Here is a 22159-nt window from a genome sequence, read left to right on the forward strand (position 1 = left end):
CGTGTTCAGGGTGACGATCAGGGGCAAGTTCAAGGAGCTCGACGACGCCGGGCGGGCCGCCGTGCTGGCGGTGAGCGATGCGGCGTACACCGAGGCCGGGACCTTCACCCATGACGCGAGCGTCACGGCGTTCACCTTCCGCTGCCAGGTGCCCGCCGGGCCCGACGACGGCGAGGACGAGGCGGCACTGGGGGCGATGGCGGCGCTGGAGGCGCACGGGCATCCGCACGAGATCCTGCAGCTCGCGGTGACCGACATGCGTGACATCAAGGTCCGCCGTCGCCGCTGATCTCAGATTTGGGATATATTCTCTTATGTGAGACAGATGGAGGAGGTCGAGGTCCGGCTCGCCGGACGGCTCGCGGAGCTGCGCGTCGAGCAGGGCTGGTCGCTGGAGGAGCTGGCGAGCCGGTCGGGGATCAGCCGCTCGACGCTGTCGCGGCTCGAGCGGGGCGAGATCAGCCCGACCGCCGCCCTGCTGGGCAGGCTGTGCGCCGTCTACGGGCGCACGATGTCGCGGCTGCTGGCCGAGGTGGAGTCCGAGCCGCCGCAGCTCGTACGGGCGGGGGCGCAGGCGGTGTTCCGGGATCAGGAGTCCGGGTTCGTCCGGCGTTCGGTGTCGCCGCCCCACCCCGGGATGCGGGGCGAGGTCGTGGAGGGCAGGCTGCGGCCGGGGGCGGACATCTCGTACGACGCGCCACCGGTGCCCGGGCTCGAGCAGCACATCTGGGTGCTGGAGGGAGTCGTGGAGATCACCGCCAACGGTCACACGCACACCGTGGAGCCGGGCGACTGCCTGCGCTTCCGCCTGTGGGGGCCGTCCCGCTTCCGCTGCCCCGGCCCCGACCCGGTCCGGTACGCCCTCCTGGTGGTCCTCCCATGACACCCACCCGCCCGGCTCACCCCGCCCACCAGGGCCGCCGCCACCGGCAGGCGCCTCTTCCTCCCCGAAGGACCTCGAGATGAGGAATTTCATGCACGCCATCGAGCGCCTGACCGCCGACGACTTCGACGCCGACGTCAAGGAGCTGGCGGGCCTGCTGGTCGACGCCGTGGACGGCGGCGCGTCCGTGGGCTTCCTGGCACCGTTCGGCCACGAGGAGGCCGCCGCCTGGTGGCGCGCCCAGGCTCCGGCGGTGGCCGACGGCCGCCTCCTGGTGTGGGTGAGCCGCGAGGGGAGCTCCGTCACCGGCACCATCAGCCTGGCCCTGGTGAGCAAGCCGAACGCCCGCCACCGCGCCGAGATCGTCAAGCTGATGGTCCACCGCGACGCCCGGGGCCGGGGCCTGTCACGCGCCCTGCTGGCCACCGCCGAGCAGGCCGCCCTCGACGCCGGGGCAAACCTGCTGATCCTGGACACCGAGACCGGCAGCACCGCCGAGCACGTCTACCTCACCGGCGGCTGGACCCGCTACGGCATCGTCCCCGACTACGCCGGATCCCCTGACGGCACGCTCCAGGATTGCAGCTTCTTCTACAAGCGCCTCACAGCGTCTGGGTGAGCGCGTCGAGGTCGGCCAGCCGCTCGGCGGGCGCCAGGCGGGCGGCCGTGGCGACGAGCAGCAGCTCGGTGACGGCGATCTCGTGGGCGAGCGGCGCGATCGGCCCGGCGGCCTCGCGCGGCAGCCTGATCAGCACCTCCGCTTCCGCGGCCAGCGGCGACTCCCACGCGTCGGTGACGAGCACCAGCCGCGCGCCCCGGGCGCGCGCGGCTTTGGCGAAGCGGGCGGTGCCGGAGGAGTAGCGCCGGAAGTCGTACGCCACCACCACGTCGGACCCCTTCAGATCCAGCACGGTACGCGCCCGGGCCTGCGCGGAGTCGGGCACCCGGTGCGCGCCGGGCCGCAGGCTGGCCAGCTGGCGGATCAGATATTCCGCGGCCAGCTCGCTCAGCGGCCCGCCCAGCGCCCACACCGTCCTGGCCTCGGCGAGCAGGGCCGCGGACGCGTCGAGGAGCGGGTCCGTGGCGGCGGCGAGCGTGCCGTCCAGCCCCGCGCGCAGGTCCTCGGCGGCCTGCCGCAGCTCGGGACTGGTGGCGGGGGCGTCGGGCGCCCGCGTGACGAACTCCAGCAGCCGCGACCGGTCCCGCGCCCCGTCACGCACCGCGGCCTGGAAGTCGGCGAACCCGCCGTACCCCAGCCGGTCGAACAGCCGCGACGCCGTGGGCGGGCTCACCCCGGCGCGCTCGGCCAGCGCCCGCAGCGAGCCCAGCGCCGCGAACGGATAGTCGTCGAGCAGCACCCGCACGATCGCCCGCTCCCCGGGCGGCAGCTCGGGATAGACGGCGCTGAGGCGGCCGGCCACCGGATCGTTCTCCACAATGACAAATGTTACATCATGCCCGGCTACCCATCCTTACGAAACGAATGTTACGGTTCCGGGTATGAGAACCTGGCATGGCCTGATCGACAGCGACTACCGGCGCTGGCTGCCGGTCACCGCCGACACCCCCTCCATCTCGCTCAACGAGGGCAACACGCCGCTCCTGCGCTCCGCGCACCTGTCGGAGCTCACCGGGTGCGAGGTCTGGCTGAAGGTCGAGGGCGCCAACCCGACGGGCTCGTTCAAGGACCGCGGGATGACGGTGGCGATCAGCAAGGCCGCCGAGGCCGGCGCGCAGGCCGTCATCTGCGCCTCCACCGGCAACACCAGCGCCTCGGCCGCCGCCTACGCCGCCCGCGCCGGGGTGACGGCCGCCGTGCTGGTTCCCAAGGGACGGATCGCGCTCGGCAAGCTGAGCCAGGCCGTACGCTACGGCGCCGAGATCGTCGAGATCGACGGCAACTTCGACGACTGCCTGCGCGTGGCCCGCGAGCTGGCCGCCCACCACCCGATCGCGCTGGTCAACTCGGTCGGCAACGAGCTGCGCCTGGCCGGGCAGCGCACGGTCGCCTACGAGATCGTGGACGCCCTCGGCGAGGCCCCCGACGTGCACTGCCTGCCGGTCGGCAACGGCGGCAACATCACCGCCACCTGGGGCGGCTACCGCAACTACCACGGCGCGGGCCTGGTCGGCCGGCTGCCGCGCATGTGGGGCTTCCAGGCGGCCGGGGCGGCCCCGCTCGTCCACGGCGCTCCCGTGCCGGCTCCGCAGACGGCGGCCACCGCCATCAGCGTGGGCAACCCGGCCACCTGGGACGGCGCCGTGGCCGCCCGCGACGAGTCCGGCGGGCTGATCGAGGCGGTGACCGACGAGCAGATCTTCGCCGCGTACCGGTTGCTGGCCCGCCGCGACGGCGTCTTCGCCGAGCCCGCGTCGGCGGCCGGGGTCGCGGGCCTGATCGACCGGCACGAGCGGGGCCTGCTGGAGCCGGGCCTGCGGATCGTGATCACGCTCAGCGGCAACGGCCTGAAGGACCTGGACGCCTCCCTGCGCGGCGGCTACTCCTCGACGGAGACCTCCTCGTCCGCCTCCGACGTGGCCCGGGCCCTCCGCCTGGCGGCCTGACTGGGAGTTGTGGAGCCGCAGTTGTGGAGAGGGTATCGATCGGTCGCAGAGGAACACCCGGAAAGTTGTGGGATCTCTCCATGCCTGAAGCGTGCGGATCTGGTGTGGGATCGACCCCATGATGGATGCATCGAAGCGGCGCGGGTTCCCCACGGGCGACCTGGCGCGGGTGGCCGTGTTCGCGGCGCTGATCGCGGTGCTGGGCGTGCCCGGCTCGCTCAACCTGTTCGGCAACGCGGTCCCGATCACGCTCCAGACGCTGGGCGTGATGCTGGCGGGGGCGATCCTCGGCACGTGGCGGGCCGCGCTGGCCGTGGTGGTGCTGCTCGTGCTCGTCGCGGCCGGCCTGCCGCTGCTGGCGGGCGGGCGCGGCGGCCTCGGCGTGTTCGCCCTGCCGTCGGCCGGATACCTGATCGGCTGGATCCCCGGCGCGGCGGTGACCGGCTGGCTCGTCGAGCGCGCGGGCCGCAACCCGGGGATCTTCCCGCTGATGGTGGCGTGCCTGGTGGGCGGGATCGGGGTGATCTACCTGTTCGGCATCCCCGTCCAGTCGCTCGTCACGGGGGTGTCCCTGGGCGCGACGGCGGTGTCCAGCCTCGTCTTCCTGCCCGGCGACCTGATCAAGGTGCTGCTGGCGTCCGTCGTGGCCAGGGGCACGCAGCGGGCCTACCCGGACGCGGTCCCGGCCGTGCACCGCGAACGGCTGCGCTCCGGCGAAGGGCGTTGACCGCTCGATGCCCGTAGCACAACACGTGATGCGGCACGCCGCCGAGCGCCCTTCGCGCCCGGCGGTGTGCGGCCCCCAGGGCGAGCTCACCTACGCCCGGTTCGCCGAACGGATCCACGGCGCCGCCCGCCACCTGCTCGGCCGCGGGATCGGCCCGGGCGCACTGGTCGCGATCGGCCTGGCGGACCCCGTCGAGCTGCTCACCGCCGTCCTCGCCGCCGACCTGGCGGGCGCGACGCCGCTGGTGGGCGACCCCGCCTGGGGGCGGGAGCGGTGGTCGAGCGTCACCGCGGCGGCCGGGCCCGGCTGCTACGTGGACGCGCCGCTGCCCGGGGCGGCGGGTCCGGCGGTCCGGCACGATCCGGAGCCCGGGGATCGGGCGTGGGCGTGTTTCAGCTCGGGCAGCACCGGCCGGCCGCGCGCCGTCGTACGCACCCGCGCGTCGTGGACGGAGTCGTTCCCGCACCTCGGCGAGCTGGCCGGGATCGGCCCGGACGACGTCGTGCTGATCCCGGGTCCCCTCGTCTCCAGCCTGTACGCCTTCGCCGCCGTCCACACCCTGGCCACCGGGGCGACGGCCCTCCTTCCCGGCCGCCGGCCCTCCCGCGCCCTGCCCGGCCTGCTGGACAGGGCCACGGTCGTGCACCTGGTGCCGCACCGGCTGCCTGACCTGCTGGAGCACCCGGGGGCGCTGCGCGTGGCCGTCGTCGGCGGTGCTGCCCTCGACCCCGGCACGCGGGCGGCGGCCGTCCGGGCGGGGATCCGGGTCGTGTCCTATTACGGGGCGACGGAGCTGTCGTTCGTGGCGGTGAACGCCGACGGGGGCGGGTTGCGCCCTTTTCCGGGCGTCGAGATCGAGGTCAGGCGGGCTCGCGGGCTCGGCGAGGTGTGGGCGCGTTCGCCGTGGCTGGCCGAGGGATATCTGGGCGACGCAGCGGGCCCGTTGCGCCGGGACGCTGACGGTTGGGCGAGCGTGGGAGACGTGGCGGAGCCGTACCGGGTAGGAGAGATGCTGCGGGTACGCGGCCGGGGTGACGGCGCGATCCAGACCGGGGGCGCCACCGTCGTGCCCGAGGACGTCGAGGAGGTGCTCAGGAAGGTGCCCGGCGTGGGGGACATCGTCGTGATCGGCTCGCCGCATCCGTCGCTGGGTGCCGTGGTCACGGCGGTCATCGAGGCGGAGTGCGCCACGCCGCCGCCACGCGCGCTGCTCGAGGCGACGGCCAGGGGCGGCCTGGACGAGGCCCAGCGGCCACGCCGCTGGTACGCGGTGCCCAGCCTGCCGCGCACCCAGGCGGGCAAGCCCGCCCGCGCCCTGGTCGCGGCCCGGCTGGCGGGCGGCGACCCCGACATCCGGCGGCTGATCTGACATGCGCGACTCCGACCTGCGCCACCAGCCCGTCGTCGTGGCCGCCCGGCGCACCCCCATCGGGACCGCCGGGCACGCGTTCAAGGACCTGACGGTCGATCGGCTGGCCGCGCCCGTGATCGCCGCCGTGGCGCGCGAGCTGGCCGGGCGGCGGGTGGACGACGTGGTGCTGGGCAACTGCATGGGGCCCGGCGGGAACGTGGCCAGGGTGTCGGCCCTGGCTGCGGGCCTGGGGCACGAGGTGCCCGGCCTGACGGTGGACCGGCAGTGCGGCAGCGGGCTGGCCGCGATCCTGGTGGCCGGTCAGGCCGTGCGGGCGGGGGAGATGGACCTGGTGATCGCGGGAGGGGCGGAGAGCGCCTCGACCGCGCCGCTGCGTACGCATCGGGGCGCGACGGAGCCGTACCCCAGGGCGCCCTTCGCCCCGCACGGCCGGCCCGACCCCGACATGGGGCCGGCCGCCGAGGCGCTGGCGGCGGCGCGTGGCGTCAGCCGGGCGCGCCAGGACGCCTACGCCTGCCGCAGCCATGCCAGGGCGCTGGCCGCCCGCGAGGCGGGCCGGTTCAAGGAGGAGATCGTCCCGATCGGCGGGCGCTGCGACGACCAGCGGCCCCGGCCGCTGCGGGCGGCGTCGCTGGCCCGGCTGCCCGCGGCGTTCGTGGCGGACGGTACAGTGACGGCCGGTAATTCCTCCCCGGTCAGCGACGGCGCCGCGGCCGTGGCCATCGTGCCCGAGCGGCTGCGCGCGGGACTGCCGGGGATGCGGCTGGTGGCCGGGTCCGTCGTCGGGTGCGACCCTGAGCTGCCCGGATGGGGCCCGGTGCCGGCGGTGCGGCGGGTGCTGGCGCGTGCGGGGGTGGAGTTGGAACGGGTCGCGGCGGTGGAGATCGTGGAGGCGTTCGCGGCGCAGGTGCTGGCCGTCACCGACGCGCTCGGGATCGACGCCCTGGACGACGATCGGGTGTGCGCCGACGGCGGTGCGCTGGCCCTGGGGCATCCGTGGGGGGCGACCGGCGCGGTCGTGGTGACCCGGCTGTTCAGCCGCCTCGTGCGCGGGGGCGCCCCGCCGGGGACGCTGGGCCTGGCGGCGGCCGCGGTGGGCGGCGGGCTCGGCGTGGCAGCCCTTTTCGAAGTGGTCGGCCCAGGCCGGGACGGAGCGCGGGCGTGATCGAGTTCGCCGACGTGCACGTACGCCTCGGCGCCCGCGACGTCCTCAACGGCGTCACCGCCGCCCTGCCCGAGCGGCGGATCGGCGTGGTCGGCGCCAACGGCTCGGGCAAGAGCACCTTCGCCCGCCTGATCAACGGCCTGGCCCTGCCGACCTCGGGCAGCGTCACCGTGCTCGGCCTCGACACCCGCCGCCAGGCCGCCAAGATCAGGCGGGGCGTCGGGTTCCTGTTCACCGACCCGGACGCGCAGATCGTGATGCCCACGGTGGCCGAGGACGTGGGCTTCTCCCTGCGCCGCAAGGGCCTGGCGCGCGAGGAGGTCGAGCGGCGCGTGCACGACGTGCTCAGCCGGTACGGCCTGGCCGGGCACGCCGACCACCCCGCGCACCACCTGTCGGGAGGACAGAAGCAGCTGCTCGCCCTGTGCTCGGTCATGGTGCTCGAACCGGACATCCTCGTCATGGACGAGCCGACCACACTGCTGGACCTGCGCCACTCCCGCCAGGTCGCCGACCTGCTGCGCGAGCTGCCGCAACAGGTGCTGGTGGTCAGCCACGACCTGCCGCTGCTGGCCGACTTCGACCGCGTGCTGGTGCTCGACGAGGGCCGCGTCGTCGCCGACGGCACCCCGGACGAGGCCGTCGCCCACTACCGGAAGATCATGTCGTGAACGGCCTCACCGGCGCCTTCGTCCCCGGCTCCTCGCCGCTGCACCGGCTCCCGGCCGGGGCCAAGCTGGCCGGGCTGGCGCTGGCGTGCACGGGCTTGGTGCTGCTGAGCTCGCCGTTGGCGCTGGCCGGCGCGGCGGTCGTGGCGGCCGGTCTCTACGCGCTGTCCGGGGTCGGCGGGGCGGCGGCGTGGGCGCAGGTCAGGCCGGTGCGGTGGTTCGCGGTGGGGCTGTTCGGGATGCAGTGGGTGCTCGTGGACCTGCCGGGGGCGGTGTCCACGACGCTGCGCGTGGTGCTCGCGGTCGCGCTGGCCGGGCTGGTCACGCTCACCACCCGCACCTCGGCCATGATGTCGGCGCTGGAGCGCTGCCTGTCGCCGGCCAGGTTCGTGGGGCTGGACCCGTTCCGGCTGTCGTTGCTGCTGTCGCTGACGGTACGCAGCGTGCCCGTGGTGGCCGCGCTGGCCACCCGCGTCCGGGAGGCCCAGCGGGCCAGGGGCGTCGAACGCAGCTTCCGCGCCTTCGCCGTGCCGCTGGTGGTCGGCTCCCTCCGCCACGCCGACGCCCTCGGCGAGGCCCTCAGCGCCCGCGGCCTGGACGACTGATCGCGCTTATCCCAGGTTTGACTTATATAAGCGCACCCTGAAACAATCGGGTCGTGCACGCATTCGACGTCCTCGGCGATCCGGTCCGGCGGCGGATCCTGGAGCTGCTCGCCGCCGGCGAGCAGAGCTCGGGAGAGCTCACCGGCGTCATCCAGCGCGAGTTCGGCATCTCCCAACCGGCCGTCTCCCAGCACCTGCGGGTGCTGCGCGACCACGGCTTCGCCAGCGTACGAGCCCAGGGCACCCGGCGGCTCTACGCCGTCGAGCCGGGGCCGCTGCAGGAGGTCGACCTCTGGCTGGAGCGATTTCGCGGCTTCTGGACCCAACGACTGGACGCGCTGGCGACGGAGCTGGCCCGCGGCAAGCGCGAGCGCCGCATGAACGAAAAGGACACCTGATGGATATCGTGGACGAGCTGCTCAAGGCCCAGCGTGAGCTGAAGGACGGCGACGTCAAGACCGTGGTGCTGCGACGCCACTACGACGCCGAGGTCGAGGACGTCTGGGACGCCTGCACCGACGCCTCGCGCCTGTCCCGCTGGTTCCTGCCCGTGAGCGGGGACCTCCGGGTCGGGGGGACGTACCAGCTCCAGGGCAACGCGGGCGGGGAGATCCTGCGCTGCGAGCCGCCCAACCTGCTGAAGGTCAGCTGGCTCTTCGGCGAGAACCCCGGCTTCTCCGAGGTGGAGGTACACCTGTCCGCCCAGGACGGCGGCACCCTCTTCGAGCTGCGCCACAGCGCCGAGGTGCCGCCCGAGTTCTGGGGACAGTTCGGGCCGGGCGCGACCGGCGTGGGCTGGGACCTGGCGCTGCTGGGCCTGGCCCTGCACCTGGCGACCGGTGGCGACACAGGGGTCGACGAGGCCACCTTCCACGAGACCAGCGAGGGACGGCGCTACATCACCGGGAGCAGCCGGGCCTGGGGCGAGGCCCACCTGGCCGCGGGCGGCCGGCCCGACCAGGTCGCGGCCTCCGTCGCCGCCACCACCGCCTTCTACGCCCCCGAACAGGAGCGTTGATACGCGGCGGATACACAGCTGAGCACGCGCGGATACCCGGTCAATACAGATCGGCCGGAAGAGGGCTCCAAAGTGGCCACGGCGTCGTGAAGGGCGGCGCGAGTCACCGAGAAGGAGTCCTCGATGCGTGTGCTGATGTGCGGCCTGCTCGGTCTGGCGGTGCTGACCGGCTGCGGGGGAGACCCGGCCCCCGCGGCCGACGGCGGCGGCGGTGCCACGGTGGACAAGGCCCGCGAGCGCGAGACCGTCATCGCCACCTGTATGAAGCAGAAGGGTTTCGCCTACACCCCCTCGGTCAGCCCGCCCAGGAAGTCCGAGGCGAACCCCGCTGACTACGCGGCGATGAAGGCCGAGCGCGGCAAGAACGGCTTCGGCGTCTTCTCCGCCGTCGTCTATCCGAAGCCGCCGGAAACGCAGGCCCCGGACCCCAACCAGGCGACGATCGACGGCCTCTCCGGCGCCAGGCGGGACGCCTACCTCAAGACCCTGAACGAGTGCCGGGTCACCGCCCTCCGCCAGGTGAACGGCCTCAAAGCCACCTCGGTCGCCGACTATCAGGACCAGATGGCCACGGAGATCGAGAACATCGACAAGACGCTCGACGGCGACCCCAAGCTGCTGGAGCTCGCCGCGCCGTTCGCCGAGTGCCTGAAGTCCAAGGGCGAGCGGGTGACCTCCGAGAAGCCGGTCGCGCTGAGCGGCCGCGGCGTGGTGCTGTGGAGCGAGCAGGCCGACCAGCTCGGCAAGGCGGGCACCGTCACGGCGGAGGCGGCCAGGCCGTACCTCGCCAAGGAGATCAAGTCGGCGCTGGTCGACCTGGAGTGCGGCAAGGACTTCTACGCCGCCTTCATCCCCCTGCAGAAGCGGCTCACCAACGAGGCCAGGGTGAAGTACGGGTTCCAAGAGCGGTGATGCGCACCCCTCGCGGAAAGCTGCTGCTCGTGCTGGCCGTGGTCCTGGCGGTCGCGGGGACCGGCTGGGGAGTGGCCGCCCTGCTGCGCTCCCCGGCCGACGAGGCGGCGGCGCGCAGGCCACCCGAACCGTCGCTGGTCACCGTCGCGGTCGAACGGCGCAAGCTGGTCGCCACCGTCGTGGTCAGCGGGACATTGGAGTACGGCTCGCCCTATCCGGTGTCGCTGGCCGGGGTGGTGGGCGGCAGCGAGACCACCCAGCGCGCCACCCGCGCTCCCCGGCGGGGCACCCTGGCCGAGGGCGCGGTGATCATGGAGGTGAACGGGCGCCCGGTGTTCGTCTTCTTCGGCACGGTGCCGATGCACCGCAGCATCGTCTCCGGCGCCAAGGGGGCCGATGTCGAGCAGTTGCAGAAGGCGCTGCGCAGGCTTGGTTACCGCGCCCCCGCGACCGGCGTGTTCGACCAGGCCACCATCGCCGCGGTGTCGCGCTTCTACGCCAAGAAGGGCTATGAGGCGCAGCAACCCACCTTGGAGCTCCGGCAGAAGCGCGACGACCTGCGCCGGGCCGTACGGACCGCGCAGGAAGTGCTCGCGACCGAGCGTGTGGCCCTCGACCAGGGCAAGGACGTGCTCCCGCTGAAGGCCAAGCTCGCCAACGCCCGGCAGGATCTCAAGGAGGCCGAACAGGCGCTCAAGAGCGCGCGGGCACAGGACCGCACCACCGAGGACGAGGCCAAGATCGAGGCCGCCGAGAGCGCCGTACGGGCGGCTGAGGAGAAGCTGCTGGCGGCCCGGCAGGAGCTCGCCCAGGCCACGGCGACGCCCACCCCCGCGTCCAGCCCCACTGGGGCCGCCACGGCCGGGCCGCCCGGCGACACCCGCCTGCTCGAGCTCCGGGTCGCCAACGCCACAGCGGAGCTGGCCGCCGCCAGGTCGGCGCTGGAGCGCGTGCTGAAGGAGGCCGGGACCACGCGGGCCGCGCGCCTGACCGAGCTGGGGAAGAACGTCCGGCTGGCGCGCGAGGCCGTCGCCACCGCCGAGCAGGCGCTCAGGCAGGCCAGGCAGCTCTCGCCCGTCAAGCTGAAGGTGGCCAACGCCCAGCGTGACCTGGCCGCGGCACGGGCGCTGCTGGCCGAGTTCTCCCGCACCTACGGCATCACCGTCCCGCCGGGAGAGGTCGTCTTCCTGCCCAGGCTGCCCGCCCGCCTGCACAAGCCGACCGTCAAGGCGGGAGAGCCGGTGGACAAGTCGATCGCCACGGTGACCAGCTCGTCCTTCGTGGTCTCGGGCTCGGTGGACGTGGCCGAGGCCGAACGGGTGAAACCCGGGCTGAACGCGAGCATCGAAACCGAGGCCGGCAAGACCGTCGCCGGCACGGTGACCTCCCTCGGCGGACGCGACGCGAAGGGCGCCGTGCCGGTGACGATCACCCCCACGTCGATGAAGAGCCTCAGGAAGCTCGCCGGCGCGCCCGTCACGGTTCGCGTCACCATCGGCGCCACCGACCGGGAAGTGCTCGTGGTCCCCGCCGCGGCGGTCGTCACCGCCACGGACGGCCGGGCCCGGGTGCAGGTGGAGATCGCGCCCGACCGGACCGAGGAGGTCGAGGTACGCACCGGCCTGTCCGCCGACGGAGCCGTGGAGGTGACCGGCGACCTGGAGCCGGGCGACCTGGTGGTGGTCAACAGTGCCTGAGCCGGTCATCGTGCTCGACGGCCTGACCAAGGAGTTCCCTGCCGATCCTCCCGTCAGAGCGCTCTCCGCCGTCCACCTAAGAGTAGAAAAATCGGACTATGTCGCCATAGTTGGCCCTTCGGGGTCCGGGAAGTCCACCCTGCTCAACACCCTCGGGCTGCTTGACCGGCCCACCAGCGGCAGCTACCGGCTCGACGGCATCGAGACCACCACCCTGAAGGACGGTGCGCGGACCACCATCCGCGGCAGCCGGATCGGCTTCGTCTTCCAGTCCTTCCACCTGCTGCCGCACCGCAGCGTGCTGGAGAACGTCATGCTGGCCGAGGTCTACGGCGCGGCACCGCGCGCGGGGCGGCGGCAACGCGCGATGCGGGCCCTGGAGCGGGTACGGCTGTCGCACCGGGTGGACTTCCTGCCCGGCAGGCTGTCCGGCGGCGAGCGGCAGCGCGCCGCCATCGCCCGCGCCCTCATGGGCGGACCGTCGCTCCTGCTGTGCGACGAACCCACCGGCAACCTCGACAGCAAGAACACCGACGCCGTGCTCGACCTGTTCGACGACCTGCGCGCCCAGGGGATGACCATCGTGGTCATCACTCACGAGAGCGACGTGAGCGACCGGGCCGCGCGCCGGGTGCGCATCACCGACGGCGTCCTCACGGAGGAGTAGACGTGCACCCTCGCGACCTGCTGAACGAGGCCGTGGCCGGGCTGCTGGCCCGCCCGGTGCGCTCGGCGCTGACCACGCTGGGCACCGTGCTGGGCATCACCACGCTCGTGGTCACCCTGGGCGTCGCCGCTACGGCGGGAAACCAGATCGTCGGCCGCTTCGACGAGCTCACCGCCACCTCCGTCACGGTCGACGTCCCGGAGAGCCCGTTCCCCCTGGTCGATTGGGCCGACATCAGCCGGGTGACCCGGCTGCGCGGGGTGGTCTCCGCCGCCGCGCTCGCCGAGTCCAAGCAGAGCGCCAACCTCAGCGTCCGCTCCAACGACATCGTGGACCCGACCCGGGTCACCGACCAGACGCTCACCGTGGTCTCCAGCAGCCCCGGCCTGCCCGCCGCGGTCAAGGGCAGGATGATCGAGGGCCGCTACTTCGACGCCGGGCACATCGCCCGCGGGGACAAGGTCGTCGTGCTGGGCCGGCACGCGGCCAAGCTGCTGGGCATCACCCGGCTGACACGGGCCCCGGCCGTCTTCATCGGCACGCAGGCGTACACCGTCATCGGCGTGCTCGGCGACCTGCGACGCGAGAAGAGCCTCGCGAGCGCGGTCATGTTGCCACCGGCCGCCGGCAAGCGTTACGGCCTGAGCATCGTGACCCGGGTCCTGATCAACACCGGCCTCGGCGCCGCGGAGCTGATCGCGAAGCAGGCGCCGGCCGCGCTCAGCCCCGGCAACGAGGCCCTGCTCCAGGTCAGCTCGCCGCCCAGCCCCACCAGGGCGCGCGATGCGGTGGAAGGCGACGTCAACGCCCTCTTCCTGGTCCTCGGGCTGGTCTCCCTGGTCGTCGGCGCGGTCGGCATCGCCAACGTCACGCTGGTGACCGTGATGGAGCGCATCGCCGAGATCGGCCTGCGCCGCGCCCTCGGCGCCGCCCGCCGCCACATCGCCGCACAGTTCCTGCTGGAGTCGACCCTCACCGGGCTGACCGGCGGCATCATCGGCGCTTCCGGAGGGATCGTCGTGATCGTCGCGGTCTGCGCCGTCAAGCAGTGGACGCCGGTCATGGACGTACGGCTGGCCCTCATGGCCCCTGTGGCCGGTGCCGTCGTCGGGCTGCTCGCGGGCCTCTACCCGGCCCTGCGTGCCGCTCGCATGGAACCGGTCAACGCACTTCGGTAGATATGGTGCCCTTTCATGACATCCCTGCTGCTCGTCGAAGATGACGCGGTGATCCGTGAATCGCTCGGCCTGGCCCTGGAACGCTACGGCTACCGGATGACCACCGTCGCCGACGGGCTGAGCGGCCTGGAGGCGGCCCAGGCAGGCGGTCACGACCTCCTGCTGCTGGATGTGATGCTGCCCGGCCTGGACGGCATCGGCCTGTGCCGCAGGGTCAGGGAGTCCAGCCAGGTGCCGATCCTGATGATGTCGGCGCGCGGCGACTCGCTGGACGTGGTGTCGGGCCTGGAGGCCGGTGCCGACGACTATGTGGTCAAACCGGTCGACATCCCGGTGCTGGTGGCCCGGATCAGGTCGCTGCTGCGCCGTACCACCGCTTCTGCCCCTTCCTCGGGCCTGCTGACGTTCGGCGAGCTGACGGTGGACCCGGCCGCGCTGGAGGTACGGCTCGGCGGGCGGCTGGTCGAGCTGGCGCCGACCGAGCTGCGCCTGCTGCTGGAGTTCGCCGCCAATCCGGGGATCGTGCTGGAGCGCGCCACGCTGCTGCGCAACGTGTGGGACTACGGCTGGGACGGCGACAGCCGCGTCGTCGACCTCTGCGTGCAGCGGCTGCGCAGGAAGATCGGCACGGACCGGATCGAGACGGTGCGCGGGTTCGGCTACAAGCTGCGCAGGTCATGATGCTGGGCTCGCTGCGGTGGAAGCTGGCGGCACTGATCACGCTGGCCTGCTGCGCGATCGTGACCGTGGTCGGGATCCTGGTCCACCGCACGACTCTTGAGCGCACGATGCGGCTGGGTGAGGAGCGGGCGCTGGAGTCGGCCGCGGTGGTCGCCGAGCAGCACCGCGTGAACGCCCCTCCCGAGGAGGGACTTGTCCCGTACACCGAATCGATCATGAGTGTGAACCGGCTCCCCGCCCCCCTGCGCGAGCGGCTGGCCGTCGAGTCGCCCGCCACCTGGTACGACGACCTGGAGTCCGAAGAGCTGTGGATGTGGGCGGCACAGCCGGTGGGCGACGGGCTCGTGGCCGCCCCGAAGATCGACATGACCTCGGACATGCGAGGGCTGGGTGCCCTCGACCGGGCCATGGTCCGGGCCGCGCTGACCGCGCTCGCGGTAGTGCTGCCGGTCTCGATGGGCCTGGCCGAGCTGGCCAACCGGCGCCTGCGCCGGGTCGCCGCCACCGCCCGCAGGATCGCGGACGGCGACCTGGACGCCCGCGTCCGCCGCGGCTCGGCACGGTGGGGCGGGCGGGACGAGATCGCCGGCATCTCCGCCGCCGTGAACTCCATGGCGGCGAGCCTGCAGCACCGGCTGCAGGCCGAGCAGCGCTTCACCGCCGATGTCGCCCATGACCTGCGTACCCCGCTGATGGGCCTGGTCGCCGCGGTCGAACTGCTGGAGGAGAGCCAGGCCACCGATCTTGTACGCGACCGGGTCCGGGTCCTGCGCTCGCTGGTGGAGGACCTGCTGGAGGTCTCCAGGCTGGACGCGGGCGCCGAGGTCGCCGAGCGCGTACGGGTGCCGCTGGCCGAGCTGGCCCAGGAGTCCGCGGCTCGGGTGGGGGTCGAGGCCCGGGTGCTGGCCTCGGGGGATCCGGTGGCCGAGACCGACCCGCGCCGCCTGGACCGGATCCTCGCCAACCTCGTACTCAACGCCCACCGCCACGGCGCGCCCCCGGTGGAGATCACGGTCCGGGACCACCTGATCGAGGTCCGCGACCGGGGACCCGGCTTCCCTCCCGAGCTCCTCGCCGACGGCCCGAGCCGCTTCCGCACCGGCGCCGCCGAACGCGGCCGCGGCCACGGCCTCGGGCTGACGATCGCGCTAGGGCAGGCTCATGTCATTGGCGCCGACCTGACCCTGGCCAACGCCCCCGACGGAGGCGCCGTCGCCACCCTCCACCTCCTCTGACCGGTGGCGGCCGGGGCGGACCACCAGGCGGTAGCCGAGGTCCAGGGTGTCGGCGTCGAGGAGAGCCCGGTGGCGTTCGTGCCAGCGCCCGGTGGCGAGGTCGGCGGCCAGGCGCCGCACCGCCCGCCCGACCCGCTCCTGGTCGAGGATCGCCAGCGCGGAGACGGCGGCGCGGACCTGCGGATCGAGGTAGCGGTGCGGGCGTCGCCAGTACGCGCCCAGGAACCCGTCGGCGCAGTCGGCCGGCACCGGGACCGGGACGACGGTCACCGGCATGCCGCCACGCCGAAGGTGGGCCTCGACGACGTCGAGCGCGGCGAGCCGGGCGTCGGCTTCGGCGATCTCCGGGAGGTACTCCGCGACCAGCCAGAATCGCGCCGTGACGGCGGGGTCCCAGGTGAGGACGACGTGCCGGGCGGACACCCGGCGCAGCTCGGCGAGTCCCTCGGCCGGGTCGGTCCAGTGGTGGACGGTGAGGATCGCCATCGCGGCGTCGAACGACTGATCGGGGAAGGGCAGGGACTCGGCACACCCCTGGACGACCGCCGCGGAACCGGGGGGACGCTGCCCGATCATCACCGTGGACGGCTCCACGGCGGTGACCTGCCGGTCGCGCGGTTCGTAGGAGCCGGTTCCGGCGCCCACGTTGATCACCGTCCGGGCGGATCCCAGGGCCTGGTCGATCAGGCCGGCGATCCGGGGGTCGGGGCGGCGGTGACGGGAGTATCCGAGCCCGATCGTCTCGTACGGATTGGCGGTCACAGGTGCTTCCTGAGGTCGGCCACGTCCAGCAGGGGCAGGCCCCAGCGCAGGGCGGCGATCTCCAGGTCGGCGGCGTCGGCCATGGTGCCGTCGGGGTTCATGACCTCGCAGCACACCCCGACGGGCGGCAGCCCGGCCGCCACGCACATGGCCACGGTGGCCTCGGTGTGTCCGGCGCGTTCGGGGAGCCCTCCGGGGCGGGCGGCGAGCGGGAAGACGTGTCCCGGCCGCAGGAAGTCGGCCGGCCTGGCCTCCGGGTGGGCCAGGCGGCGCACGGTCGCGGCGCGTTCGGCGGCCGACACCCCGGTGCCCGTCCCGGAGGTGAGGTCCACGGGGATGTGCGGGCGGGTGCCGTGCCGGTCGCCGGGGCCGGGTACGGGGCCGATCTCCAGCCGGTCGAGGACCTCGGGCGCGCAGGGCACGGTCGGATGGCCGCACACCTGGGTGAGCAGGAACGTGAACGCCTCCGGGCGCAACCGGGCCCCGGCGAACACCACGTCACCTTCGCCCTCCCGCTCGGGGTCCCAGATCACCACGGCTCCTCCGGCGGCGAGCTGCGTGAGCGCCTGCTGCACACCGCGACCGCCCGAGAGCCGTCCGGCCCATGGAAGAGCCGCGACCACCTCGGTCACCGACCGCGCCAGGTCGGGCAGGCGGCGCCGTACCAGACGGACGACCAGGTCGGGTTCCAGGTTCACCCGATCGCCGACGGACAGCTCCGACAGCGTGGTGGCCTCCAGCGTCAGCGGGATCAGCGCCACTGAGAACCGGTCCCGGGCCACCTCGGCGACGGTCAGGCTGACGCCGTCGACCGCGATCTGCCCCTTCGCGACGATCAGCGGCAGGAAGCGCTCGGGCGGCTTGATCCACACACGCCGGGCGGCCCGCTCGTCGTCGATCCGTACGATCTTGCCCACGGCGTCCACGTTGCCCTGGACCAGGTGACCGGCGAGCGGGTCGCCCAGCGCCAACGGAGTCTCCACGTTGACCCGCGTGCCCGGCCTGATCTCGTCCAGGGTCGATCTGCGCCGGGTCTCCGCCGAAAGCCCGGCTTCCAGCAGTTGCGTCTCGTGCGCGGTCCGAAGGACGGTCAGGCCCACGCCGTTCAGGCAGATCGAACCCGGCGCGCCCGCGGCGGCCCTGGGGGCGCTGACCGCGATGCGCGCCTCGTCGACGGCCACCACCGTGCCGATTTCCTGGATGTTCCCGGTGAACATGCGACACCACCTCTCGACAGCAGGAACCAGGGGCCGGACAGGCCCGAGAGGTGGCGGGGTGTCACCGCGTGGCCCGGAATCGCACCGAGTCGTCCCGCCGGAACCGGCAGAACCGGCGGGCTGTCACCGCCGCACCTTGGAATCGCACCAATCAACCTTTTATCACCCGACAGCCCCAGAGATCAAAGATCCCTAGCTCAGGGATGCGGGCGCGATCCCGGCGTCCATGCAGCGCCGCACCTCGGCCGTGGTGCGCACTGCTCCCGAGCGGCGCGGCTACCCGGCGGCCCTGTCGGCGCCGGCCCGCCTGGTCGACATTGAACGCGAGCAGGGCCTGCCCGGCCCACGGGCGACGGGCACCTGATCGTCGCCGACGGGCAGACCAGCCCGATCCCCGCGCCGACCCGGCAGGCCGTACGCAGTCTCGACCCCGCCTTCGCCGACTACATGGACCTGCAGTCGCGCATGCGCGCGGGCATGTGGGCGCTCAACGCCCTGTTCACGGGGGCGGGTACGGTCTTCGCCTGACCCGCCCCCGCGAGCGGCCGCCTCGCGAGGTAGGGTGAGTGAATACTCACGAACCGAACCGAGAGGGGCGACACTGATGAGACTCGCGGTTTTCGGAGCGACCGGCGGCATCGGCCTGCAGCTCCTGCGCCAGGGCCTCGGTCTCGGCCACGAGGTCACCGCCGTCGTACGCGACGCTTCCCGGCTGCCCGCCGAGCTGCGCGGGCAGCTGGACGTCGTCGAGGCCGACGTGATGAACCCCGACGCCATCTTCCCGGCGGTCAAGGGCTGTGGGGCCGTGCTGTCCGCGCTGGGCACGCGCGAGCGCGGCCCCACGACCGTCCACAGCGCCAGCACCACCTCGATCATCCAGGCCATGACCCAGGCGCAGACCCGCCGCATGCTGCTGGTCAGCGCCAGCGGCCTGGTCGCCGACGCGGGCGACGGCGTTTTCACCCGGTACGTGCTCAAGCCGCTCATCGTGCAACGCCTGTTCCGCCACTCCTACGCCGACCTGGCCCGAGCCGAGGAGCTGCTGCGCGCCTCCGACCTGGACTGGACGATCGTGCGCCCCTCCCGCCTGCTCGACGCCGAGCGCCCCGGCAACTACCGCACCGCCCGGGACCTCAACCTCAGGGGCGGGTTCAGCACCACCCGCGCCGACGTGGCCCACTGCATGCTCAACCACATCGACGACCCGTCGTCGATCCGCCACGTCATCTCGGTCGCCTCTTAGGCGGGGGTGTAGTTCCGCAGCTCCGGCCGCACCCATGCGACCGCGGCCACGGTCACCATGGTCAGCAGCCCTCCGGCGCAGATCACCAGCCGGTGATCGACGATCGAGGTGGCGGCCCCGTGCAGCAGGTTCGCGATGTGCGGCCCGCCGAAGAGGACGACGGTGAGCGAGCCCTGGATCCGGCCGCGCATGGAGTCGTGGGTGTGCGCCTGGGTGATGGCATTGCGGAACGTGCTCAGCACGAAGTTGACCGCACCGCCGAGGACGAGCGCCACCAGGGCGACCCACAGCTGCGCGGCCAGTCCGAGGAGCATCACGGTGCCGCCCCACGCCGCGGCGGTCGCCGCCATGAGTGCGCCGTGGCGTCGGGCACGGGTGAACGTGCCCGACAGCAGGCCGGCCGCGACGACCCCGGCCGGGTAGGCGGCGTAGAGCAATCCCAGCTCCAGGCCGCCTCCCGCGGGCCCGCCGTAGGTGTGCTGGGCAAGCTCCGGGAACAGGGCTGTCGGCATGCCGAAGACCATCGCCGCGAGGTCCACCAGGAGCACCGCCACCAGCAGCCGGCTGGCCGCCAAGTACCGGAAACCGGCCGCCGACCGGCGCTGCGCGGCCGGGTGCGGTTGGGGCGGCAGCGGCGGCAGCTTGACCACTGACCACACGACGGCCAGCAGCGCGACCGCGTCGAAGAGGTACAGCATGCCGAGCCCGACCATCGGTATCAGGGCACCGGCCAGTACCGGCCCGAGGATCGACCCGGCGTAGCGGGTCAGAGAGGTGAGGCTGTTGGCTGCCGGCAGGAGCTCGGCCGGGACAAGGCGGGGCACCACGGCGCCCATCGTGGTCATGATCGCTCCGAGGGACAGGCCCTGGCAGGCGACCAGCACCATCAGGACGGGGACGAGACGTCCGCCCAGCACGGCCTGCGCCCAGAAGGCCACGTACGTGAACGCCAGGCCACAGTGGGCCACCAGCAGCACTTTTCTCCGGTCCATGACATCGGCGAGCGCGCCGGCCCCCAACGCCGCCACGACCAGCGCGACGAACGACACCGCCCCCGCCACGCCGACGGCCGCCGAGGAGCCGGTCACCGTGAACAGCTGCGCCGGCACGGCGACCACGCTGAACGAACCACCCACCGCGCAAACCGCCGACGACACCCACAATCGCCGGTAGGCCGCGATGGCCAGCGGGCGGCGGTCGACGGTGTAGGCGCCGAGCGACCGGGCCGTAGATGCGATCACCGGCCGGCCCCGTCGGCGTCGGCCGGTGTCTCCAGACTCACCACGTCGGCGACGACGCAGGCGATGTTGTCGGGGGCGCCGGCGGCGTACGCCAGCGCCACCAGCTCGTCGAGCACCTGCTGAGGGGCGCCGGGCCCGGTCAGCACCTCGCGCAGCGATCCGGCCGGTACGACGGCGGACAGCCCGTCGGAGCACAGCAGGTACCGGTCGCCGGCCGCGGCGGCGTGCAGCGACAGCTCCGGCCGGGCCCCGCCCGTACCGGTCAGCGCTCGTGCGAGCAGCGCGCGTTGCGGATGCGAGGCCGCTTCCTCCGCGGTCAGCCTGCCCTCGTCGACCAGTGCCTGGACGTAGGTGTGGTCATGGGTGATCTGGAACAGCTCCCCGTCACGTACGAGGTACGCCCGGGTGTCACCGATGTGCACCAGCGCCAGCCGGGAACCGGACCACAGCAGTGCGGTCAGCGTGGTGACCGCTTCACCGGACGGCGTCGACGCGGCGATCTCCCCGATGGTCCGATCGGCTTCACCGACGGCGTCGGCGAGGGCGCCGAGCAGGTCCTCAGCCGGGACGGCCATGGTCTCCAGCGGTTTGAGCGCGTCCACGGCCGCCGCGCTCGCCAGGTCCCCGCTCCAGCCGCCCGCCCCGTCGGCCACCGCGAGCAACCGGGGGCCGGCGTACGCGGTGTCCTCGTTGCTCGTGCGCACCAGCCCCAACTCCGACCGGGCGGCGTAACGGATCCCCAGCATGGTCGCCGTCTCTTCCACGGTGCTTCCCCTCCCCGACAGATAGTCGACGAGGAACGTGGCCAACTGCCCACGGGCGGCGGTCTCGGCCAGCACCTGCTCCCAGTAGCCGGCGATCTCCTCGGCAGCCGCGCTCGCCGGCAGGTCGCACACCCTCCGGATGCGCGCCAACGGCATGCCGAGCCGCCGCAGCCAGGCGATCAACCGAGCCCGCTCCAGCTGCTCCGGATCGTAGAACCGGTATCCGGACTCGCCGTCCACGGCGGCCGGCCGCAGCAATCCGAGCTGGTCGTAGAGCCGCAGGGCTTTCGGCGACAACCGCGCGGCCCGAGCGAACGCCCCGATCGTCAGCAGCCGCACCGTTCCCTCCTCGTCCCGGCCACCGTGGCCGGTGTCGACGATGCTGCGGCTTCACCCAAGGGGAAGGTCAACAACCAGAATCCGGAAACCAGTTCCGCATGTTCCCGACGTCGAGTTTGCAAAACGGAACCACGCTCCTTATCGTTATCGGAACACGGTTCCGTTTGTATTTCCGTAGTGGAGGAAACATAGTCATGCAGTACCGCACCTTGGGCCGTACCGGTGTGCAGGTCAGCTCTCTCGTGCTCGGCGCCATGAACTTCGGCAAGATCGGCCGCACCACCCAGGACGAGGCCACCGCCATCGTCGACGCCGCCCTCGAGGCCGGGATCAACCTCATCGACACCGCCGACATGTACAGCAACGGTGAGTCGGAGGAGATGGTCGGCAAGGCCATCGCCGGCCGCCGCGACGACATCGTGCTGGCCACGAAGGTGAACATGCCGATGGGCGACGAGCGCAACCATCAGGGCAGTTCGCGCCGCTGGCTGGTCACCGAGCTGGACAACAGCCTGCGCCGCCTCGGCGTCGACCACGTCGACCTCTACCAGATCCACCGCTGGGACCCGACGACCGACGACGAGGAGACGCTGTCGGCCCTGACCGACCTGCAGCGCGCGGGGAAGATCCGCTACTTCGGCTCCTCGACCTTCCCCGCCTACCGCATCGTCCAGGCCCAATGGGCCGCCCGGGACAACCACCTGAGCCGTTACGTCACCGAGCAGCCCAGCTACTCGATCCTGCAGCGCGGGATCGAGAGCCACGTGCTGCCCGTGACCGAGCAGTACGGGCTCGGCGTGCTGGTGTGGAGCCCGCTGGCCTCGGGCTGGCTGTCGGGCGCGATCCGGGAGGGCCGGGAGATCGCCACCAACCGCTCGGCGTTCATGCCGCAGCGCTTCGACACGTCCATCCCGTCCAACCGCGCCAGGCTCGACGCGGTCGAGCGGCTGGCGAAGGTCGCCGACGGGGCCGGTCTGACGATGATCCAGCTCGCGCTCGGCTTCGTGACCGCGCACCCGGGCGTGACCAGCGCGATCGTCGGCCCCCGCACGCTGGACCACCTGCGCTCGCACCTCGCCGCCGCCGACACGGTGCTCTCCGCCGACGTGCTCGACGCCATCGACGCGATCGTCGCGCCCGGCGTCGACCTGGCCCCGGACGAGAAGCACGACACCCCTCCCGCCCTGCTCGACCCGTCGCTACGCCGCCGCCGCTGATCG

25 protein-coding genes are annotated in these 22159 nt (G+C 72.9%); 20 read left to right on the forward strand and 5 right to left on the reverse strand.

Going from position 1 to position 22159, the window contains the following annotated elements; all coding sequences use genetic code 11:
• Position 1: 1 nt before the first annotated feature.
• From ACIBI9_RS60150 to ACIBI9_RS60160, 3 genes are all read left to right on the forward strand, one after another.
• Positions 2-289: a DUF6204 family protein gene (locus ACIBI9_RS60150; protein ID WP_397236866.1), complete on the forward strand. Its 288-nt coding sequence runs from the start codon at positions 2-4 to the stop codon at positions 287-289.
• A 36-nt stretch (positions 290-325) separates the two neighbouring features.
• Positions 326-883, forward strand: a complete 558-nt coding sequence (locus ACIBI9_RS60155) for a helix-turn-helix domain-containing protein (RefSeq protein WP_397236968.1) — start codon at positions 326-328, stop codon at positions 881-883.
• 79 nt (positions 884-962) lie between these two features.
• Positions 963-1502 (forward strand): GNAT family N-acetyltransferase, encoded by a 540-nt coding sequence (locus ACIBI9_RS60160; protein WP_397236868.1) that lies wholly within the window; start codon positions 963-965, stop codon positions 1500-1502.
• Here the strand turns inward: ACIBI9_RS60160 and ACIBI9_RS60165 are convergent.
• A complete protein-coding gene (locus ACIBI9_RS60165; RefSeq protein ID WP_397236870.1) occupies positions 1486-2319 on the reverse strand; it encodes a MurR/RpiR family transcriptional regulator in 834 nt (277 codons plus the stop codon). The two genes, ACIBI9_RS60160 and ACIBI9_RS60165, sit on opposite strands and share 17 nt — an antisense overlap.
• Before the next feature lie 64 nt (positions 2320-2383).
• Here ACIBI9_RS60165 and thrC point away from each other — a divergent pair, with 64 nt between their 5' ends.
• From thrC to ACIBI9_RS60235, 14 genes are all read left to right on the forward strand, one after another.
• Positions 2384-3448, forward strand: coding sequence for a threonine synthase (thrC, locus tag ACIBI9_RS60170; RefSeq protein WP_397236872.1), 1065 nt, complete (start codon positions 2384-2386; stop codon positions 3446-3448).
• Positions 3449-3566: 118 nt separating this feature from the next.
• The gene (locus ACIBI9_RS60175) at positions 3567-4175 is read left to right on the forward strand and encodes a biotin transporter BioY (protein WP_397236874.1); all 609 of its coding nucleotides are present in this window, start codon (positions 3567-3569) and stop codon (positions 4173-4175) included.
• Between the two features lie 7 nt (positions 4176-4182).
• Positions 4183-5544 carry a class I adenylate-forming enzyme family protein gene (locus ACIBI9_RS60180; RefSeq protein WP_397236876.1) on the forward strand — a complete coding sequence of 454 codons (1362 nt, stop codon included), beginning with the start codon at positions 4183-4185 and terminating at the stop codon, positions 5542-5544.
• 1 nt (position 5545) lies between these two features.
• Positions 5546-6712: a thiolase family protein gene (locus ACIBI9_RS60185; RefSeq protein WP_397236878.1), complete on the forward strand. Its 1167-nt coding sequence runs from the start codon at positions 5546-5548 to the stop codon at positions 6710-6712.
• Positions 6709-7383: an energy-coupling factor ABC transporter ATP-binding protein gene (locus tag ACIBI9_RS60190; protein WP_397236880.1), complete on the forward strand. Its 675-nt coding sequence runs from the start codon at positions 6709-6711 to the stop codon at positions 7381-7383. Before ACIBI9_RS60185 ends, ACIBI9_RS60190 begins: the two co-directional genes overlap by 4 nt.
• Positions 7380-7985: an energy-coupling factor transporter transmembrane component T family protein gene (locus ACIBI9_RS60195; protein WP_397236882.1), complete on the forward strand. Its 606-nt coding sequence runs from the start codon at positions 7380-7382 to the stop codon at positions 7983-7985. Before ACIBI9_RS60190 ends, ACIBI9_RS60195 begins: the two co-directional genes overlap by 4 nt.
• A gap of 53 nt (positions 7986-8038) precedes the next feature.
• Entirely contained in the window at positions 8039-8383 is a 345-nt protein-coding gene (locus tag ACIBI9_RS60200; RefSeq protein WP_394498984.1) for an ArsR/SmtB family transcription factor, read from the forward strand.
• Positions 8383-9003, forward strand: a complete 621-nt coding sequence (locus ACIBI9_RS60205; RefSeq protein ID WP_397236884.1) for an SRPBCC family protein — start codon at positions 8383-8385, stop codon at positions 9001-9003. The genes ACIBI9_RS60200 and ACIBI9_RS60205 overlap by 1 nt, the downstream gene beginning before the upstream one ends.
• A 123-nt stretch (positions 9004-9126) precedes the next feature.
• Complete coding sequence (locus ACIBI9_RS60210; RefSeq protein WP_397236886.1) at positions 9127-9915, forward strand: hypothetical protein; 789 nt, start codon at positions 9127-9129, stop codon at positions 9913-9915.
• Positions 9915-11612 (forward strand): peptidoglycan-binding protein, encoded by a 1698-nt coding sequence (locus ACIBI9_RS60215; RefSeq protein ID WP_397236888.1) that lies wholly within the window; start codon positions 9915-9917, stop codon positions 11610-11612. The genes ACIBI9_RS60210 and ACIBI9_RS60215 overlap by 1 nt, the downstream gene beginning before the upstream one ends.
• Positions 11605-12279, forward strand: coding sequence for an ABC transporter ATP-binding protein (locus ACIBI9_RS60220; RefSeq protein ID WP_397236890.1), 675 nt, complete (start codon positions 11605-11607; stop codon positions 12277-12279). The genes ACIBI9_RS60215 and ACIBI9_RS60220 overlap by 8 nt, the downstream gene beginning before the upstream one ends.
• Before the next feature lie 2 nt (positions 12280-12281).
• Entirely contained in the window at positions 12282-13457 is a 1176-nt protein-coding gene (locus tag ACIBI9_RS60225) for an ABC transporter permease (protein ID WP_397236892.1), read from the forward strand.
• A gap of 15 nt (positions 13458-13472) precedes the next feature.
• Positions 13473-14138, forward strand: coding sequence for a two-component system response regulator CseB (gene cseB, locus ACIBI9_RS60230; protein WP_397236894.1), 666 nt, complete (start codon positions 13473-13475; stop codon positions 14136-14138).
• On the forward strand, positions 14135-15373 hold the full coding sequence (locus ACIBI9_RS60235; protein WP_397236896.1) for an ATP-binding protein: 1239 nt from the start codon (positions 14135-14137) through the stop codon (positions 15371-15373). The genes cseB and ACIBI9_RS60235 overlap by 4 nt, the downstream gene beginning before the upstream one ends.
• Here the strand turns inward: ACIBI9_RS60235 and ACIBI9_RS60240 are convergent.
• Positions 15287-16135, reverse strand: coding sequence for a class I SAM-dependent methyltransferase (locus ACIBI9_RS60240; protein WP_397236898.1), 849 nt, complete (start codon positions 16133-16135; stop codon positions 15287-15289). The two genes, ACIBI9_RS60235 and ACIBI9_RS60240, sit on opposite strands and share 87 nt — an antisense overlap.
• Complete coding sequence (locus ACIBI9_RS60245; protein ID WP_397236900.1) at positions 16132-17352, reverse strand: riboflavin synthase; 1221 nt, start codon at positions 17350-17352, stop codon at positions 16132-16134. The genes ACIBI9_RS60240 and ACIBI9_RS60245 overlap by 4 nt, the downstream gene beginning before the upstream one ends.
• Positions 17353-17578: 226 nt before the next feature.
• On the opposite strand from ACIBI9_RS60245, the gene ACIBI9_RS60250 reads away from it, so the two are divergent.
• Together ACIBI9_RS60250 and ACIBI9_RS60255 are read left to right on the forward strand one after the other, a co-directional pair.
• Positions 17579-17716, forward strand: a complete 138-nt coding sequence (locus ACIBI9_RS60250) for a hypothetical protein (protein WP_397236902.1) — start codon at positions 17579-17581, stop codon at positions 17714-17716.
• Between the two features lie 240 nt (positions 17717-17956).
• Positions 17957-18595, forward strand: a complete 639-nt coding sequence (locus ACIBI9_RS60255; RefSeq protein WP_397236904.1) for an NAD(P)-dependent oxidoreductase — start codon at positions 17957-17959, stop codon at positions 18593-18595.
• Here the strand turns inward: ACIBI9_RS60255 and ACIBI9_RS60260 are convergent.
• The gene (locus ACIBI9_RS60260) at positions 18592-19836 is read right to left on the reverse strand and encodes an MFS transporter (RefSeq protein ID WP_397236906.1); all 1245 of its coding nucleotides are present in this window, start codon (positions 19834-19836) and stop codon (positions 18592-18594) included. The two genes, ACIBI9_RS60255 and ACIBI9_RS60260, sit on opposite strands and share 4 nt — an antisense overlap.
• Positions 19833-20939: a MerR family transcriptional regulator gene (locus ACIBI9_RS60265; protein WP_397236908.1), complete on the reverse strand. Its 1107-nt coding sequence runs from the start codon at positions 20937-20939 to the stop codon at positions 19833-19835. Before ACIBI9_RS60265 ends, ACIBI9_RS60260 begins: the two co-directional genes overlap by 4 nt.
• A gap of 194 nt (positions 20940-21133) precedes the next feature.
• Between ACIBI9_RS60265 and ACIBI9_RS60270 the strand changes: the two genes are divergently transcribed.
• Entirely contained in the window at positions 21134-22156 is a 1023-nt protein-coding gene (locus tag ACIBI9_RS60270) for an aldo/keto reductase (protein WP_397236910.1), read from the forward strand.
• Positions 22157-22159: the final 3 nt, after the last annotated feature.

Source organism: Nonomuraea sp. NPDC050451 (assembly GCF_044458585.1).

Excerpts from the sequence above, each read along its gene's own strand:
- ACIBI9_RS60255 (WP_397236904.1), top strand. The coding sequence starts at position 17,957 with ATGAGACTCGCGGTTTTCGGAGCGACCGGCGGCATCGGCCTGCAGCTC.
- ACIBI9_RS60250 (WP_397236902.1), top strand. The coding sequence starts at position 17,579 with ATGCAGCGCCGCACCTCGGCCGTGGTGCGCACTGCTCCCGAGCGGCGC.
- ACIBI9_RS60270 (WP_397236910.1), top strand. The coding sequence starts at position 21,134 with ATGCAGTACCGCACCTTGGGCCGTACCGGTGTGCAGGTCAGCTCTCTC.
- cseB (WP_397236894.1), top strand. The coding sequence starts at position 13,473 with ATGACATCCCTGCTGCTCGTCGAAGATGACGCGGTGATCCGTGAATCG.
- ACIBI9_RS60210 (WP_397236886.1), top strand. The coding sequence starts at position 9,127 with ATGCGTGTGCTGATGTGCGGCCTGCTCGGTCTGGCGGTGCTGACCGGC.
- ACIBI9_RS60215 (WP_397236888.1), top strand. The coding sequence starts at position 9,915 with ATGCGCACCCCTCGCGGAAAGCTGCTGCTCGTGCTGGCCGTGGTCCTG.
- ACIBI9_RS60160 (WP_397236868.1), top strand. The coding sequence starts at position 963 with ATGAGGAATTTCATGCACGCCATCGAGCGCCTGACCGCCGACGACTTC.
- ACIBI9_RS60235 (WP_397236896.1), top strand. The coding sequence starts at position 14,135 with ATGATGCTGGGCTCGCTGCGGTGGAAGCTGGCGGCACTGATCACGCTG.
- ACIBI9_RS60185 (WP_397236878.1), top strand. The coding sequence starts at position 5,546 with ATGCGCGACTCCGACCTGCGCCACCAGCCCGTCGTCGTGGCCGCCCGG.
- thrC (WP_397236872.1), top strand. The coding sequence starts at position 2,384 with ATGAGAACCTGGCATGGCCTGATCGACAGCGACTACCGGCGCTGGCTG.
- ACIBI9_RS60245 (WP_397236900.1), bottom strand. The coding sequence starts at position 17,352 with ATGTTCACCGGGAACATCCAGGAAATCGGCACGGTGGTGGCCGTCGAC.
- ACIBI9_RS60155 (WP_397236968.1), top strand. The coding sequence starts at position 326 with ATGGAGGAGGTCGAGGTCCGGCTCGCCGGACGGCTCGCGGAGCTGCGC.
- ACIBI9_RS60180 (WP_397236876.1), top strand. The coding sequence starts at position 4,183 with ATGCCCGTAGCACAACACGTGATGCGGCACGCCGCCGAGCGCCCTTCG.
- ACIBI9_RS60205 (WP_397236884.1), top strand. The coding sequence starts at position 8,383 with ATGGATATCGTGGACGAGCTGCTCAAGGCCCAGCGTGAGCTGAAGGAC.
- ACIBI9_RS60175 (WP_397236874.1), top strand. The coding sequence starts at position 3,567 with ATGATGGATGCATCGAAGCGGCGCGGGTTCCCCACGGGCGACCTGGCG.